Source organism: Streptomyces sp. NPDC058289, assembly GCF_042880975.1.
GTDB classification, from domain to species: domain Bacteria; phylum Actinomycetota; class Actinomycetes; order Streptomycetales; family Streptomycetaceae; genus Streptomyces; species Streptomyces stoeckheimensis.
In genome coordinates this window covers 13,616-29,531 of the sequence record NZ_JBHVYI010000099.1, presented here as the reverse complement: position 1 = coordinate 29,531, position 15,916 = coordinate 13,616, and the positions used below count along the sequence as shown (strand labels likewise).

Here is a 15,916-nt window from a genome sequence, read left to right as displayed (position 1 = left end):
GGGGTCGGAAGGTGAGGGGCCCGAAGAGGATGAGCCGGGAGAGGACGGGCCGGGAGTGGACGGGCCGGGAGAGGACGGGCCGGGAGTGGACGGGCCGGGAGTGGACGGGTCGGGAGAGGGCGGGCCCGCCGTCACTCGGGGCGGGCCCGGGGGAGCGGCCTCGGCGGCCCCGGCGGCGGCCATCGGCAGGGAAGCGGCCAGCGCGAGGGCGGCCAGCGTGACCGTGGCGGGCACCCGGGGCATGCGCATGGCGGGCCTCTCATCTCATCGGACTGTCCGATGAGATCCGGTGGGCGGCCTCCTGTACAGGACCACCGGCCGGTGTCGCGCTCAATGCCCCCGTTGCCGCGGAATCCGCCCCCGCCTGCCGTAGGCGAGCGCCGCGCGCAGCTCGGGATCCGTGACCGCGCGCAGCCCCCGCAGGGCCACCGCGGTGAGCGAGCCCCGGACGCCCCGCTCCCGCCCCAGCTCCACGAGGAGCCGCCGGCCGGCGGGGGAGGCCCACCCGGACTGCGCGTGCCCCTCGACGCGGGCTATGGCCAGGCAGCCCAGCGCCAGGATCAGCGGCAGGGCGAACCAGCACAGGATCATCGTGGTCGTGGTCCCGGGATCGGGTACGCACAGCGCGGCCGCCGCCATGGCGAGGACCAGTGCGGTGGCCTGCCGGACGGCCCGGATCCCCGCGTCGATCTCCCCTTGGGCTCCTTCGCGCAGCGCGAGCCCGGCCTCCCCGAGCCGGTCCGCGAGGGCCCGTACGGCAGGATCCCGCGCCGCGACCGCCCGTACGGAGGTCACCGGCTCCTGCCCGTCCGGGCCGAACGCGCCGAGCACCGAGCACTCGTGCGGATCGCGTCCCACCGGGTCGACCACCGTCGCCCAGCCGGTGTACGCGAGCAGCAGCCGCCGCTGGCGCTGCATGGACAGCAGCGTCAGCTCGGCCACCCGCTCCGGGCCGCCGGCGAGGTAGGCGGCCTCGTACAGGCTCAGCTCGTCGTGGTGGTGGCGCGCGGCGGTGCCCGGCAGGGAGTCCGCCGGGTCGCCGGCGGCCTGCAGGAGGCGGGTGCACGCGAACAGCAGCCCTGCCCAGGCAAGGAGGAGGAACAGGACCCAGAACATGTCCGTGTTCTACAAGATGTGGAACCTGCAGGTACAGGCTTCTGCCGAGGTGTGAGCAGCTCGTGACGGGCCCGTGATGGACGGTCAGGAACTGCTGCTACAGCTGGAACTGGACGAACTGCTACAACTCGAGCCGCTGGAGCCACTGGAACAACTCGAGCCGCTGGAGCCACTGGAACAGCTCGACCCACTGGATCCGCCGCCTCCGCATCCGCTCCCGGAGGAGCCGCAGACCGAGCTCGAGGAGCCGCAGCCCGACCCGCCGGATCCGCCGCCGGATCCGCCGCCGTCGGAACTCGCGCACCAGACGATCGGGATCACCTCGGCCCCGGACTGCCAGGAGGAACCCGAGCCGGCGTAACGCGTACGGGACTGGGCCGCCGCCAGCCGGGTCCCGCGGGCCGCCGGTACCAACTGCTCGCGCAGGTACGGGTCCCTCAGGCCCCGCAGCCCGAACAGCGAGGTCTGGACGTACGGGCTCTGGTCGGCCCCGTAGTGGGCACGGACGGCACGCAGCGCCGCGGCCCCCGCCGGGGTGATCCGCTGCCGGGCGCGGGAGGCACCCACGGTGCCCACGACGATGCCGCCCAGCAGAACGGGCAGCACCTCGACGATGAACGGCACCCGGAACGACCCGGCCCCCTCCTGGAGCACGAAGGCGACGAAGGACAGCGGCAGCGAGAAGATCAGCGCCACCCCGCACACCACGGCCTGGATCACCCCGTGGCGCAGCCAGCGGTGGCGGCCGCCGGGGGTGGCGATCAGCCCGCGGGCGGCCAGTGCGTCACCGGTCTCCTGGACGGCCGGGTCCCGCATGGCGGCGAAGCGGATCTGGTAGAGCCACCCGGACGGGGCGCCCTGGCAGGCCTGGAGCACGGCCCGCTGGGCGGGGTCGCCGCCCCGCACCCCGGGCCGTACCTGGACGATGCCGGGCCCGCCGACCAGCATCCGGCCGTCGCAGAGCAGCGAGACGAGAGCGGCGTCCACCACCGCGCCGGGCCCGCCGGCCATGAAGGCGGCCTCGGACAGGTCGTGCAGGCGCGGGGCGGGGCCGAGGGTGGGCGGCCGCGACTGCCGCAGGCCGCGCAGGAGCAGGACGCTGGAGGTGATGACGCCGATCCAGACGGCCACGGCGAGGAGGTCGAAGACGTTCACGCCGCCCTCCCCACGAGGGCGCGGGCCCAGCGCACGGCCCGGCCCGGCGGCCGGGCCCCGGCCCGGTCCCGCCACCAGAGCGTGAGCCGGCGCCGGGCGGCGGGGTCGGCGGGCAGGTCCCGGACCAGCAGGTGCTCGGCGAAGTCCATTGCGTCGCGCCGGTATCCGGCGGTCATGGGCCGGTGCCGGGCATAGCCGAGGAAAGCCTCCCGGTACGCGTCCTCCCCGCCCAGGATCCCGGGCAGCTCGGGCGCCAGCTTGGACACGACCCCGGCCCGCTTGGCCGCGAGCGCCCGCGCCTGTACGCGTACCCGCTGTCGGTCGAAGCCCTCGGGCACGGGAGTCCCGGCAACCAGCGCGGACAACAACGCGGCCTGCCCGATCCCGACCCGCGTCCGCACGGCGTCGAGCCCCACCACAGAACCGGCTTCGCCGGCCCCTGATCCAGCCCCGCCGTCGCTGGAGGCGCGGTCGGGGTCGTCCCCCGTCCAGGCCCCCATCCCAGCCTCGCCGGCGTTTGAGGCGCGGGTCCGGGCAGCGCCCGGGGGACGGTGGAAGGGCGGGTAGGGGACTGCCCCCGCAGGGCCGCCCAGCACCCCGCGGATCGCGGCCAGCTCACCCGCGAGCTCGGCGTCGGCCGGGAAGTCGTCGTCCCGCTCGAGCAGCACCCCGGGCGGGTCCACGCGGGACCGGAGCTCCGCGAGCACCTCCAGCACGGCGGCCGGCACCGGATGCGCATGCGTGTCGTGCCACACCCCACCCCGCTCCACGCCCCCGGCGACGTGCACGTACGCCAGCGCCTCCAGCGGGATCCCGTCCAGCACGGCGACCGGGTCCTCCCCCCGGTTGACCCGGTTCGTGTGCAGGTTGGCCACGTCGATCAGCAGCCGCACCCCGGTCCGCTCCACGAGCTCGGTCAGGAACTGCGCCTCGGTGAGCTCCTCCCCGGGCCACGACACCAGCGCCGCGATGTTTTCCAGCGCGAGCGGCACCGGCAGCGCGTCCTGCGCGATCCGCACGTTCTCGCAGAGCACGTCCAGCGCGTCCCGGGTCCGTGCCACGGGCAGCAGGTGCCCGGCTTCGAGCACCGGTCCCGGCGCCACCGAGGAGGTCCGTACGAAGGCGATGTGCTCGGTGACCAGCGGAGCGCCCAGCGCCACCGCCCGCTCCCCGAGCGCGGCCAGCTTGGCCGGGTCCGGGCGGTCGGCGCCGCCGATGCCCAGCGAGACGCCGTGCGGCACCACGCGGACGCCGCGTTCGAGCAGCCGCAGCAGGGACTCGGGCAGGTGGCCGGGGCAGATGTTCTCCGCCACCACCTCGACCCAGTCCAAGCCCGGCAGGCCTTCCACCGCCCCCGCGATCTCCGGCCGCCAGCCGATGCCCACCCCCAGGTGTGCCATGGGCTTCATGTCCCCTCGCCCCCTCTCATCGGTCCGTGTGCCGATGTCATGGCCCCGACGGAGCCGGGCCAACCCGCCCAGGGGGACGTTCAGAGCAACATTTGAGGTTCCCGGCCCGGCCTGATCGACAAGTCACCCCCTACAGCCGCGCCCGCAGCGCCGGATGTTCTGCGACCACCGTGCAGGAGCCGGGCGCGATCTCCGTGAACCCCGCGTCCCGCACCACCGGCAGCCCGCTCCCGGACAGCTCCGTCCACCGCTCGCGCGCGGCCGTCCGTACGGCCAGCCGGAAGCCGGACTCCCGCCACGCGGCCCGCTCCGAACCGGTCAGCTCCCACCACGCCAGCTGCGCCGCGTGTCCGGCCTGGGCCATGGCCTTGCCGGCGGACATGTCCAGGTCGGGGTTGAGCCAGAGGACCGGCAGTCCGGCCTCCGCCGGTGCGACCGGCTCCGGGTCGTCCAGATCGGTGCCCGACACCTGGAGCTTGGCCAGCTCCTTGGGCCAGCCGTCGAGCGGGACCGGCGGGAAGACCCGTACCTCCGAGTCCGCGCCGTGCACCGTGAGGCCCGGCAGGGTCCCGGCCTTGCGCCACTCCGCCCCGCGCGCCCGACGCACCACCTTGCGGATCCGCGCGTCCTGCCAGTCCCGGACCGCCTCCGCCCACTCGCCCTCGCCGGCCGACCGCTCGTCGGTGAGCAGGACGAGCACGGCGCGGGCGGCCGTCTCCAGGGCGTCGGTCCGGGCCGGCGGCTCCGTCTTCTCGATCCGCACCACCAGCGGGAGGACGTACTGCGGTGCGTCGTCGCGGGCGATCCGCTCCTGCCGGAAGGGGCTGTCGGACCCGACTGCGGGTACCTGGGTGTCGTGGCGCGTGTCCTCGGTGCTCATCCGGCCAAGGATGCCAGCCTCCGCCTCCAGGCTGATGCCCGAGGGGCCCGGAACGGGTGAGGATCGACGCCATGAAGAGTGACCTGTTCGCGTCCGAGAACCTGGCCGAGGCGTCCGCCGTACCCGGGATGACCCTGCAGAACGCCAAGTCCGTGAAGTACACCGTCAACGGCGAGGTGCTCGCCCGGCAGGGCTCGATGGTCGCCTTCCGGGGGAACCTGCAGTTCGAGCGCAAGGGGGAGGGCATCGGCGGCGTGCTCAGGCGCGCCGTGACGGGTGAGGGGCTCCCGCTGATGTCCGTACGCGGGCAGGGCGAGGCCTGGTTCGCGCACCGGGCGGGCCACTGCTTCGTCATCGAGTTCGAGCCCGGCGACGCGCTCACCGTCAACGGCCGCAACGTCCTGTGCTTCGACCCGTCCCTCGGCTGCGAGATCAAGATGCTGAAGGGCGCCGGCATGGTCGGTGGCGGCCTCTTCAACAGCGTCTTCACCGGCACCGGAAAGCTCGCCGTCGTCTGTGACGGGAACCCGATCATCATTCCGGTCACCCCGCAGGCCCCGGTCTACGTGGACACCGACGCGGTGGTCGGCTGGAGCGCCCGCCTGGAGGCGGCGCTGCACCGGTCCCAGTCCGTCGGCTCGATGATCCGCGGCGGCTCCGGCGAGGCCGTCCAGCTGAAGCTCAGAGGCGAGGGCTTCGTCATCGTCCGCCCGAGCGAGGCCACCGAGTCGGCCGCCGCCCACTGACCGCGCAGTAGGCTCGTACACATGGACCAGACGGAGCAGCACGCGCCCGACTCCTCGTACTGCCCCGCCCCCGCGGCCCCCGCCGGGCGGGTGGCCGGGCCGCCCTACGCCGACTGCGTGGAGTGCGGGAAGCCCACCGAGTACGGGGTCGCGACACCGGGCGTCGTGCTGTGCCCGGTGTGCGAGTGGCAGGACGCGCAGCGCACGGCCTGCTCCGGCTGACTCCCGCGCGGGCCCGGCTACTTTCCGATGAGGTCGGAGACCTTGACGAAGCGGTAGCCGCGCTTGCGCAGCTCCGGGACGATCTTCCGGATGGCCTCCTCGGTGACCGGGGCGGCGCTGCGCGTGCAGTGCATGACGACGACCGAGCCGGGCTTCACCCCGGCCAGGACCTGTTCGGCCACCGCGTCGGGATCCTTCGCGAACGCGTCCCCGCTGACCACGTCCCACTGGACGGCCGTCACCTTGGCCGTGGAGATGGCCCGCAGCGCCTGGTCGTCGTAGCAGCCGCCGGGGAAGCGGAAGTAGGGGACGGTGTTGACCGCGCCCGCCTTGCGGAAGGCTTCGAAGGCCCGGTCCACGTCGGCGCGGGCGGCGGCCTCGTCGAGGGTGGGGAGCCCGTAGCAGGGGGACTTGAAGGCGTGGTGGCTGTACGAGTGGTTCGCGATCTCGAAGTTCGGGTCCGTGCCGATGGACTTCGCCTGGTCCGGGTACTCCTCGGCCCAGCGGCCCGTCATGAACACCGTCGAGGGCACCTTGAGGGTGCGCAGCGTGGAGATCAGCTGCGGGTTGTCGAAGTGCTCGCCGCCCGCCGCGCGCGGCCCCTGATCGGAGGTCATGTCGGCGTCGAAGGTCAGCGCCACCGTCTTGTCGGTCTGCTGCTTCGCGCGGTCGAAGACGGGGGTCAGACCGCCCGGACCGGGAGCCATGGTCGGCGCCTTGCCCGGAGCCCCGGCCTGCGGCGTCGCCGGCGGGCTGCTTCGGGGGCTCGGCGGCGGGGCGGCGGACCCCGCGGTGGAAGGGGAGGCGGAGGCCGGAGCGGAGGGGGCCGCGGAGGCTCCCATCCGGGCCTGGCCGTCGGCGTCCGACGTACCGGTGCCGCCCCCGCACGCGGCGAGGGCGGCACTGAGAGCTGCTACGGCCGCGACGGCAGCCGTCCTGCGCACTGAGATGGTCACATACGCAAAATATATGACTATGTGGCAAGCAGACGGGTGCGGCACTCCTCCACGTCGAAGTCACCCTTCGGGTACTGCGGCGCGATGCCCTCCAGATGCTCCAGCAGCAGTTTGCTGATGGCCCAGTTGCGGTACCACTTGCGGTCCGAGGGGACGACGTACCAGGGCGCGGCGTCCGTGGAGCAGCGCTCCAGGGCCAGCTCGTACGCCTGCTGGTACGCGGGCCACGCGGAGCGCTCCTCGATGTCGCCCGCGTTGAACTTCCAGTGCTTGTCCGGGTTGTCGAGCCGCTCCAGGAGCCGCTTGCGCTGCTCCTCGTAGCCGATGTGGAGGAAGACCTTCACGACGGTGACCCCGTCGTCGGCGAGGGACTTCTCGAACCGGTTGATCTGCGCGTAGCGGCGGCCCAGCTGACTGCGCGGCACCAGGTCGCGGACGCGGGCGATGAGGACGTCCTCGTAGTGCGAACGGTCGAAGATGCCGATCTCGCCCGGCTGGGGGAGCGCCTTCATGATGCGCCACAGGAAGGGGTGGTTCTGCTCCTCCGGCGTGGGCGCCTTGAAGGCCTTGATCCGGCAGCCGGAGGGGTTGAACAGGCCGATCACGTGCTTGACGGTGCCGCCCTTGCCGCTGGTGTCCATGCCCTGGAGCACGAGCAGGACGCGGCGGCGGTCGCCGGCGGTGCTGGCGGCGTAGAGCCGCTCCTGGAGGGAGGCGAGCCGGTCACCCATCAGCGCGGTGGCCGCAACGCCGGCCGCCTTGTCGGTGGGACCGGCCGGGGTCGCTCCGGTGTGGAAGGCTCCGAGGTCGACGCGCTCGCCGGAGGGGACGCGGAGCAGGGGGCCCAGGGGGGCGTCGTACCCGTGTCCGTGCCCGTGTCCGTGCCCGCCGGACTTGCGGGCGCCGCCCTTGGAACCCTTGGAGTTCTCCGCCGAGATGCGGAGCAGCTCGCGCAGGGAGAGGGGCTTGGACTTCGACTTCCCGGCGGTGCCGGTGCCGGTGCCGGCCCCGGTGTCGGGATCGGCCTTGGCAGCCTTGCGAGCCTTCGGCGCCTTGGCGGGCTTCTCCGAGCCGGCACCCTCGGCGGCCTCGGCCGTCACCCCGGCCTTGGCCCTCGCCTTGGCCTCTGCCTTGGCCGCCTTCTCTGCCTTGTCGGCCTTCTCAGCCTTCTCGGCCTGCTCCGCCTTCGCCGACGCCCCGGCCTTCGCCTTCTCGCCCTTGGCGGACTTGCTGCCCTTCTTGGCCACCGCTACCTACCTCGATCCGTCGACTCCATACGATCCTCCACCACAACGCAGTGGACCGCGACGTGACGAAAGGCCAGGCCGGGCGGGCCGGAAGGCGGTAGGGGCGGGCCGGAAGACAGTACGGGTCAAGGTCGGGGTCGCTGCCACGGACCCGTCACCGCGAAGGTGGTCCCGGGCGTGTAGGCGTTCACGTACATCGTCCGGGCGTCCGGGGAGAAGGTGACCCCGGCGAACTCCCCCCACTCCGGCGCCCCCGGCTTCCCGACGTCGACCGCGTTGCGGGCCATCGGGTAGACCTTGCCGCCCGGGGTCACGCCGAAGACGTACTGCGCGCCGCCGCCGTCCTCGCACACCATCAGGCCGCCGTCGGGGGCCAGACAGATGTTGTCCGGGGAGTCGCCCGGCAGCTGGACGTCCGCGGCCGGGCCGAAGACCACGTCCAGCCGGAGCCGCGCGCGCAGCGGGTCGTAGAACCACACTTGGCCGTGGTGGTCGGCGGGGGAGCCCTCGCGGGTGCGGGAGTAGCTGGAGACGAAGTGGACGCCGCCGTCGCCCCAGTAGCAGCCCTCCAGCTTCTGGGCGTGGGTGATCCCGCCGGGGCCGAAGTCCTGGAGCCGGATCGGGGTCCCGGACGCGGACGGGTCCGGCACGGGGACCCACTCCACCGGGAACTCGGACCCGGGCTCGTCCACCACCGCGAGGTTCGCCAGCCCGGGGACCCGCAGGGCCTCCAGTTCGCCGCCCGCGCGCAGGGAGCCGAGGCCGCCGAGGGGGCGGGCGGGCAGGAACCGGTAGAAGAGCCCGAAGGGTTCGACGAAGGCGTCCTCGGTCTCGTAGACCACACCGAGGTACGGGTCCACGGCGACGGCCTCGTGCGCGAAGCGGCCCATCGCGGTGAGCGGGACGGCGCCGGAGCGGCGGGGGTCGGCGGGGTCGACCTCGAAGACGTAGCCGTGGTCGCGGGTGTAGCCGGCGGTGCCCGCCCGGTCCTCGGTCTCCTCGCAGGACAGCCAGGTGTTCCAGGGAGTACGGCCGCCCGCGCAGTTGACGGCGGTGCCGGCGAGGGCGACGCGCTCGGAGGTGACCCGGCCCGCCGGGTCCAGGTCGAGGAGGGTGCAGCCGCCGAGGGCGTACGGATCGTAGGTGAGCCCCTCGACGGGAGGGACCCGCAGGGCGGCGGTGGTGCGGTTCTCGTGGTTGCGCACCAGCCGGACGCGGCCCTGCCCGGCGTCGAAGGCGGCCATGCCGTCGAAGTTGCCCGGGACGGCGCCCTCGCCCGAAAGCAGCGGGTCTCCGGCGCGGGAGAGGACGCGGTACGTGAAACCGGCGGGCAGATCGAGCAGCCCGGCGGGGTCGGCTACGAGCGGGCCGTAGCCGTTGCCGGAGACCGGGGCGGCCGTACGCGCACCCGCGCTCGTACTCGCGGCCGCGCCCTTGCGCGGCTCCGCTCCCGCTCCCGCCCGCGACCCCGCTCCCGACCCGGGGCCGGCTCCGGCGAAGAGGGCGCCGAGCGCTCCGGCGAAGGAGATGGAACCGGCGGCGAGCAGGCTGCGCCGGCTGAGGGACATCGGCGGCTTGGGCGGCATGGGGAACTCCCGGCGGTGGGTCAGGACAGAGGACCGAGCCGTGGTACCACGGGTGGCCGGTGGGGTCGGCTCCGCCGCGCCGTCCCCTGCCGCCGGTGCCCGGCGCGGCCGATCCAGGCCGCGCCGGACGGGCGGGTGTCAGGCCAGCTTCGCGCTGAGGGTGATGGTCGTACCCGTCAGGGCCTGGCTGACCGGGCAGTTCTGCTTCGCGTCCTCGGCCGCGGCGACGAACGCGTCGTTGTCCAGGCCCGGCACCTCGCCCTCGACGGTGAGGTGGATGCCGGTGATGCCCTTGCCCGGCACGAAGGTGACGGCGGCCGAGGTGGTCAGCTTGGTCGGCGGGTTGCCCGCCTTCGCGAGACCGTTCGAGAAGGCCATGTTGAAGCAGCTCGAATGCGCGGCGGCGATGAGCTCCTCCGGGCTGGTCCGCCCGTTCGCCTCCGCGTCGGTGCGCGCGGGCCAGGAGACCTTGAAGCTGCCGAGGCCGGAGGAGTCGAGGGTGACCTCGCCCTTGCCCTCGAACAGGTCGCCTTCCCAGACGGCGTGTGCATTGCGGGTGGCGCCAGCCATGGTGGATCCCTTCGCAGAAGTGGAAACGGCCGGCCCGTGGAACGGGCCGACGTCTCCAAACCTACTGGGACACCAGGGGCTTCGCGTCGCGTGCCAGCGCGGTGAGCCGCGAGATGGCCCGGAAGTACTTCTTGCGGTAGCCGCCGTTCAGCATCTCGTCACTGAACAGCCGGTCGAAGGGAACCCCCGCCGCCAGGACCGGGACTTCCCGGTCGTACAGCCGGTCGGCCAGGACCACCAGCCGCAGCGCCGTCGACTGGTCCGGGACCGGACCGACATCGGTGAGGCAGACGGCCGTTATGCCGTCGGTCAGGGCTCCGTACCGGCTGGGGTGGACCCGCGCCAGGTGCTCCAGCAGCCCCGGGAAATCGTCGAGGCTCGCGCCCTCGGTGGCGTACGCGGCCTTGGTCACCTGCTCGTCGGAGAACGGCGCGGGAGCCTCGGGCAGGCCGCGGTGTCGGTAGTCCTGGCCGTCGATGCGCAGCGGGCGGAAGTGTGCGGAGAGCCCCTGGATCTCCCGCAGGAAGTCGGCGGCGGCGAAGCGGCCCTCGCCGAGCTTGCCGGGCAGGGTGTTGGAGGTGGCGGCCAGCGCCACGCCCTGCTCGACCAGGCGGCTGAGCAGGGAGGAGACGAGGACGGTGTCGCCCGGGTCGTCGAGCTCGAACTCGTCGATGCACAGCAGGCGGTGCCCGCCGAGGGTCTGCACGGTCTGCTGGAAGCCGAGCGCGCCGACCAGGTTGGTCAGCTCCACGAAGGTGCCGAAGGCCTTCAGTGCCGGTTCGGCCGGGGTGGCGTGCCAGAGGGAGGCGAGCAGGTGGGTCTTGCCGACGCCGTAGCCGCCGTCGAGGTAGACCCCGCGCGGGGCGGTGGAGACGACCGGCTTCTTCGCGAACCAGCGCCGCTTGCCGGAGCCGCTCGCGTGCGCCCCGCCGAGGCCCGAGGCGAAGTCCGCGAGGACGGTGACGGCCTCGGACTGGCTGGGCTGGGCCGGGTCGGGGTCGTAGGTGTCGAAGCGCACCGAGTCGAAGCGCGGCGGCGGCACCATCTCGGCCACCAGCCGTTCGGCGGGCACCCGCGGCTCGCGGGCGCACAGGGACTGCGGTCCCGCGTCGGCTATCGGGGGCCGCCCGGAGGCTGACGCTGAGGGCGAGAGTGATGTTGACACAGCTCTTAACTCTACGGGGCGTGGCACACTGCACCGATGCGACGCCTGTTCCCTGTGACCGATCAGACATCAGCGGACCAGACCGACCGTGAGTGGTCGCTGGACGAACTCGCCGAAGCGTACGAGTACCCCGCCCTCGCCCCGGACGGCCACTGGCTGCGGGCCAACATGGTCTCCACGCTGGACGGCGCGGCCCAGCACGACGGGCGTTCGCAGCCCATCTCCGGCGAGACCGACATGCGGATCTTCGGCACCCTGCGGGCCCTGGCCGATGTGGTGGTCGTCGGTGCGGAAACGGTTCGCCAGGAGGGCTACCGCCCCGCGCGGGCCCGGGAGGCCTTCGCCGCCCGCCGTACCGCCGCGGGTCAGGGGCCCGCCGCGGTCATCGCCGTGGTCTCCGCGAGCCTGGACCTGGACTTCTCGCTGCCGCTGTTCACCTCCCCGCTGGTGCCCACCGTGGTGCTCACGGGCGCGGCCGCCCCCGCCGACCGGGTCGCCGAGGCCGCCAAGGCCGGGGCGCAGGTGGTGGTGGCCGGCGACGGGGCGGGCGTGGACCCGGCCCGGGCCGTACGGGAACTCGCGGACCGGGGGCTGCGGCGCCAGCTCACCGAGGGCGGGCCCCGGCTGCTGGGGCAGTTCGTGGCCGCGGACGCGCTGGACGAGCTGTGCCTGACGATCTCGCCGGTGCTCACGGCGGGTGACGCCCAGCGGATCGCCGGCGGCCCCTCCGTCACGGTTCCGCACCGGCTCGCACCGGCCTGCCTGCTGGAAGAGGCCGGGTTTCTCTTCACGCGTTACCGTCGGATCTGAAGAGAGGCGGAATTTGTCGTTCCGCTTAGCTTCCGCTGGGCACAGTAGTGGGCAGGTATAACCGCACAGGCCCCGTGCGACAGCGGGGCAGGATGGTTTCCGCAGGGGCCGGCCGGTCGGCCTCGGCCCACGAAGGAGAGGGCGTCCGTGTTCACGAGCGTATTGATGATCGAGCAGCCGCTGACCCCCGTCGACGTGGACTTCGTCACGACCCTCCACGGAGACGAGCCGGTCTCCTTCATCGTCCTCATGCAACCCCGCGGCGACCGGGACCGGCTGCTGCGCGCCATCGACGACGTAGCGCTCGGTGAGCTTCCCGAGGCCATTCGCGAGGGCGACGAACCGGAGGGCGACGCGGCCCGCGGCCCGGCCGAACTGGCGATCCAGCATTCCCTCGCGTCCCTGAGGGCCAAGGGCGCCAAGGCCGTCGGGCAGATCGTCGACGAGCACCCGCTCGACAAGCTGAAGGCAGTGGTGGACGAGACCAACGCCGACGAGGTGATCGTGCTGACCGCCCCGCACTACGTCGAGGAGTTCTTCCACCGGGACTGGGCCTCACGGGCGCGCCACAAGGTCGGCGTTCCGGTGCTCAAGCTCTTCGCCCACAAGGAATAGGGTGGAGGCGGCCGGACCGCGCATCCGCGCATCCGGCTGCCGTACGTACGCACTCGATCCTGGAGCTACCTGAATGAAGCCCGGCCTGCCGACCGCCATGGAACGGCCCCACTTCATCGGCATCGGCGGCGCCGGCATGTCCGGCATCGCGAAGATCCTGGCCCAGCGCGGCGCCAAGGTGGCCGGCAGCGACGCCCGTGACTCCGAGACCGCCCAGGCGCTGCGCGCCCACGGCGCCACGGTCCACATCGGGCACGCCGCCGGTCACCTCGCCGACGACGCCACCTGCGTGGTCGTCTCCAGCGCCATCCGCGCCGACAACCCGGAGCTGGCCCGCGCCGCCGAGCTCGGCATCCCGGTTGTGCACCGCTCGGACGCCCTGGCCGGGCTGATGGACGGCCTGCGGCCGATCGCCGTCGCCGGCACCCACGGCAAGACCACCACCACCTCGATGCTGGCCGTCTCCCTCTCGGCGCTGGGCCTGGACCCCTCGTACGCCATCGGCGGCGACCTGGACGCCCCCGGCTCCAACGCCCACCACGGCGAGGGCGACATCTTCGTGGCCGAGGCCGACGAGAGCGACCGCAGCTTCCACAAGTACACGCCCCAGGTCGCGATCATCCTCAACGCCGAACTCGACCACCACGCGAACTACGCGTCGATGGACGAGATCTACGAGTCCTTCGAGACCTTCGTCGGCAAGATCCCGGCCGGCGGCACCCTGGTCATCGCCCACGGCCAGGCGGGCGCGGCCGAGATCGCCGGGCGGGTCGGCGGCAATCCCGACCTGACGGTCGTCACGTACGGCGAGGAGCCCACCGCCGACGTCCGGATCACCAAGATCACCCCGCGCGGGCTGACCAGCGAGGTCACGGTCGTCATCGACGGCCGGATGCTCACCTTCACCGTGTCGGTGCCCGGCCGCCACTACGCGCACAACGCCGTCGCGGCCCTCGCCGCCGGCGTCGCGCTCGGCATCCCGGCCCACAACCTGGCCTCCGCCCTCGGCAAGTACACCGGGGTCAAGCGCCGCCTCCAGCTCAAGGGCGAGGCCGCCGGGGTCCAGGTCATCGACTCCTACGCGCACCACCCGACGGAGATGACCGCCGACCTGGAGGCCATCCGCGGAGCCGCCGGGGACTCCCGCATCCTGGTCGTCTTCCAGCCGCACCTCTTCTCCCGCACCCAGGAACTCGGCAAGGAGATGGGCCGGGCCCTCGCCCTCGCCGACGCCTCGGTCGTCCTCGACATCTACCCGGCCCGCGAGGACCCGATCCCCGGGATCACCAGCGAGATCATCATCGACGCCGCCCGCGCCGCCGGGGCCGACGTCACCCCCGAGCACTCCAAGGAAGCCGTCGCCGACGTCATCGCGGGAATGGCGAAGCCCGGCGATCTCGTTCTCACCATGGGTGCGGGCGATGTCACGGACCTGGGGCCGGCCATCCTGGCCCGTCTGTCGAACTGACGGCTCTGGGAAGAGCGGGAAAGCGGGAGATCAGTCATGTCGTACGAGGTAGAGAAGACGGACGAGCAGTGGCAGGCGGAGCTGACCCCGTCCGAGTACCAGGTACTGCGCCTCGCCGGGACCGAGCCCGCCTTCCGCGGTGAGTACACGGACACCAAGACGGAGGGCGTCTACAGCTGTCGCGGCTGCGGCTCCGAACTGTTCCGCTCCACGGAGAAGTTCGAGTCGCACTGCGGCTGGCCGTCCTTCTACGACCCGAAGGACTCCGACGCGGTCGAACTGAAGGCGGACGTCGCCCACGGCATGGTCCGCACCGAGGTCCTGTGCGCGAAGTGCGGCTCCCACCTGGGCCACGTCTTCGAGGGCGAGGGCTACCCGACCCCCACGGACCAGCGGTACTGCATCAACTCCATCTCCCTGCGGCTCACCCCCGCGGCAGCCACCGAGGGCTGACGGGACCGGCTTCCCGGCAGGCTCTCGGACCGGGAGCCTGCCGGGGGCGATATCCGGTGGAGCTCCGCCGGGCCCGATGACAAGGTGGGGCGCATGCCGACGCTCCACGCCGAGCAGCTCCTGCGGGAGCTGCATGCCTCCCTCGGGCTCCGCAAACGTCCCGAGGACGTGGCCCAGCTGGTCCAGGACCTGTTCGCCGCCCAGCAAACCGACCTCGATCCTGTCACCGCCACCGCTCTCGGCAAGGCCGTCGAACACTCGCTCCGCACCATGTGGCACGGCTACACCTCGATGAGCGAGGAGTTCGCGCGGCCCGTCGGAGCGCAGCGCCAACTCGCCCGCACGGCCGCCTTGTTCCCGAACCTGCCGGAGCCCCCGCCGGACGCCGGGGACGATCCCGCCCGCATCGAAGAGGTGATCCGCCGGGCGGGCGAGGAGATAGGCCGGGAGTACGGGCAGAACGACTTCGGCACCGAGCGGCTCGACCGGGCGGAGCGGGCCGGGGCGGGAATCGGCGGGCTCTCCAAACGCCAGTACAACAAGCGCTTCCGGCTGCTCCGCCGCATGGAGGCCAAACTGGCCCGGATCGTGCACGAGCAGCGCCGCCGCGAGATCACCATGACCGGCAAGGGGGCGCTCGCGCACACCCTGCCGTACGAGGCGTTCGCCGCCGACCCGGACACCGCGGCCTTCGTCGCCTACCTCACCGCGCGGGGCGGCATGCGCAGCGTCTTCACCAACGGAAAGCAGCGGCGGCCGTACGACGAGGTGGCCGACGCCCTGTTCCAGCGGCTGCGCGCCGAGCCCGACCGGACGAACTGGTACGTGGTCGCCCACGTGTACCCGGCCGCCGAGGTCCTCGGGCACCTGTCCGACGCGGACGTCGCCCGGCTCCTCGTGCGCTGGAACCGCTTCCTGCGGGAGGTGGCCGAGATGCTGGAGGACGCCTGGAACCGGTGCCGGCTGGAGCGCAACACCATGATCGTGCGGCCCGGCAACGACTCCTCGACCTGGAACCAGGCCGCCCAGGCCTGGAGCACGGCGCGGGCGCACTGGTTCGCGCTGGTCGGCGAACTGGGCGAGCAGGACCTCCTGGACCGCATCTGCCCCGGGAAGGTGCCCCGGCTGATGGCTGCCGACGTGGCCTATTGGCACCGCAAGAGCGGTGGCGGGCTGCACCCCGACACGTACGTGTGGGCGGAACTCCCCTTGCCCTGGGAGGTGCTGCGGGGTGAGGCGGACTGTCCTCGTTCCCTGGTCGAAGAGGTCTGCCGACGGCACGGCGTGGACCCCGTCGCAGGCGGCTGGACCGCACAGAGGCCCGTCGCCGAACCCGCCCCCTACCGCCGTACGCCGGAGCTCGTGCACGGCGTCGCGGTCGCCGACCCGCTGATGGCGAGCGCGCTGCGGTCCGCCGGGGTGTTCTCGGGCAAGGGGAAGCGGGCCGCCACGCAGGAATGGCTGTGAGCTGCCGCCCGCCGCGGAAATGAGTTGCCCCGTCCCGCCGTTGCCGACGAG

General features: G+C 72.9%; 16 protein-coding genes and 1 pseudogene. 7 read left to right on the top strand and 10 right to left on the bottom strand.

The features are described from left to right. The 5 genes and pseudogenes from ACFVX6_RS34440 to ACFVX6_RS34420 all read right to left on the bottom strand — a co-directional run. A pseudogene (locus ACFVX6_RS34440) lies at positions 1 to 249 on the bottom strand (hypothetical protein); the annotation flags it as partial. 81 nt (positions 250 to 330) lie between these two features. Then, positions 331 to 1,116 (bottom strand): TIGR04222 domain-containing membrane protein, encoded by a 786-nt coding sequence (locus ACFVX6_RS34435; RefSeq protein ID WP_389698233.1) that lies wholly within the window; start codon positions 1,114 to 1,116, stop codon positions 331 to 333. Positions 1,117 to 1,200: 84 nt separating this feature from the next. After that, positions 1,201 to 2,271: a TIGR04222 domain-containing membrane protein gene (locus tag ACFVX6_RS34430; RefSeq protein ID WP_389698231.1), complete on the bottom strand. Its 1,071-nt coding sequence runs from the start codon at positions 2,269 to 2,271 to the stop codon at positions 1,201 to 1,203. After that, positions 2,268 to 3,680, bottom strand: coding sequence for a DUF692 domain-containing protein (locus ACFVX6_RS34425; RefSeq protein WP_389698229.1), 1,413 nt, complete (start codon positions 3,678 to 3,680; stop codon positions 2,268 to 2,270). Before ACFVX6_RS34425 ends, ACFVX6_RS34430 begins: the two co-directional genes overlap by 4 nt. A gap of 130 nt (positions 3,681 to 3,810) precedes the next feature. Next, positions 3,811 to 4,560 (bottom strand): aminoacyl-tRNA hydrolase, encoded by a 750-nt coding sequence (locus ACFVX6_RS34420; RefSeq protein WP_389698227.1) that lies wholly within the window; start codon positions 4,558 to 4,560, stop codon positions 3,811 to 3,813. Positions 4,561 to 4,631: 71 nt separating this feature from the next. Here ACFVX6_RS34420 and ACFVX6_RS34415 point away from each other — a divergent pair, with 71 nt between their 5' ends. Beyond that, the gene (locus ACFVX6_RS34415) at positions 4,632 to 5,306 is read left to right on the top strand and encodes an AIM24 family protein (protein ID WP_389698225.1); all 675 of its coding nucleotides are present in this window, start codon (positions 4,632 to 4,634) and stop codon (positions 5,304 to 5,306) included. 21 nt (positions 5,307 to 5,327) lie between these two features. Further along, a complete protein-coding gene (locus ACFVX6_RS34410; RefSeq protein ID WP_243331418.1) occupies positions 5,328 to 5,528 on the top strand; it encodes a hypothetical protein in 201 nt (66 codons plus the stop codon). A gap of 17 nt (positions 5,529 to 5,545) precedes the next feature. Here the strand turns inward: ACFVX6_RS34410 and ACFVX6_RS34405 are convergent, their stop codons facing one another. From ACFVX6_RS34405 to zapE, 5 genes are all read right to left on the bottom strand, one after another. After that, positions 5,546 to 6,484 (bottom strand): polysaccharide deacetylase family protein, encoded by a 939-nt coding sequence (locus ACFVX6_RS34405; RefSeq protein WP_389698223.1) that lies wholly within the window; start codon positions 6,482 to 6,484, stop codon positions 5,546 to 5,548. Between the two features lie 17 nt (positions 6,485 to 6,501). Next, positions 6,502 to 7,422, bottom strand: coding sequence for a polyphosphate kinase 2 family protein (locus tag ACFVX6_RS34400; RefSeq protein WP_389698235.1), 921 nt, complete (start codon positions 7,420 to 7,422; stop codon positions 6,502 to 6,504). A 434-nt stretch (positions 7,423 to 7,856) separates the two neighbouring features. Continuing rightward, positions 7,857 to 9,317, bottom strand: coding sequence for an alkaline phosphatase PhoX (locus tag ACFVX6_RS34395; protein WP_389698221.1), 1,461 nt, complete (start codon positions 9,315 to 9,317; stop codon positions 7,857 to 7,859). A gap of 138 nt (positions 9,318 to 9,455) precedes the next feature. Next, positions 9,456 to 9,887: an OsmC family protein gene (locus ACFVX6_RS34390; protein ID WP_327255655.1), complete on the bottom strand. Its 432-nt coding sequence runs from the start codon at positions 9,885 to 9,887 to the stop codon at positions 9,456 to 9,458. Positions 9,888 to 9,948: 61 nt separating this feature from the next. Further along, positions 9,949 to 11,052: a cell division protein ZapE gene (gene zapE / locus ACFVX6_RS34385; RefSeq protein WP_389698219.1), complete on the bottom strand. Its 1,104-nt coding sequence runs from the start codon at positions 11,050 to 11,052 to the stop codon at positions 9,949 to 9,951. A 36-nt stretch (positions 11,053 to 11,088) separates the two neighbouring features. Between zapE and ACFVX6_RS34380 the strand changes: the two genes are divergently transcribed. From ACFVX6_RS34380 to ACFVX6_RS34360, 5 genes are all read left to right on the top strand, one after another. Next, the gene (locus tag ACFVX6_RS34380) at positions 11,089 to 11,862 is read left to right on the top strand and encodes a pyrimidine reductase family protein (RefSeq protein ID WP_389698217.1); all 774 of its coding nucleotides are present in this window, start codon (positions 11,089 to 11,091) and stop codon (positions 11,860 to 11,862) included. Positions 11,863 to 12,009: 147 nt separating this feature from the next. Beyond that, positions 12,010 to 12,477, top strand: coding sequence for an indole-3-glycerol phosphate synthase (locus tag ACFVX6_RS34375; RefSeq protein WP_389698215.1), 468 nt, complete (start codon positions 12,010 to 12,012; stop codon positions 12,475 to 12,477). Positions 12,478 to 12,550: 73 nt separating this feature from the next. Then, positions 12,551 to 13,945: a UDP-N-acetylmuramate--L-alanine ligase gene (gene murC / locus ACFVX6_RS34370; protein WP_389698213.1), complete on the top strand. Its 1,395-nt coding sequence runs from the start codon at positions 12,551 to 12,553 to the stop codon at positions 13,943 to 13,945. A gap of 36 nt (positions 13,946 to 13,981) precedes the next feature. Then, entirely contained in the window at positions 13,982 to 14,398 is a 417-nt protein-coding gene (msrB, locus tag ACFVX6_RS34365; RefSeq protein WP_389698211.1) for a peptide-methionine (R)-S-oxide reductase MsrB, read from the top strand. Between the two features lie 93 nt (positions 14,399 to 14,491). Further along, the gene (locus ACFVX6_RS34360) at positions 14,492 to 15,865 is read left to right on the top strand and encodes a hypothetical protein (protein WP_389698209.1); all 1,374 of its coding nucleotides are present in this window, start codon (positions 14,492 to 14,494) and stop codon (positions 15,863 to 15,865) included. Positions 15,866 to 15,916 lie beyond the last annotated feature (51 nt).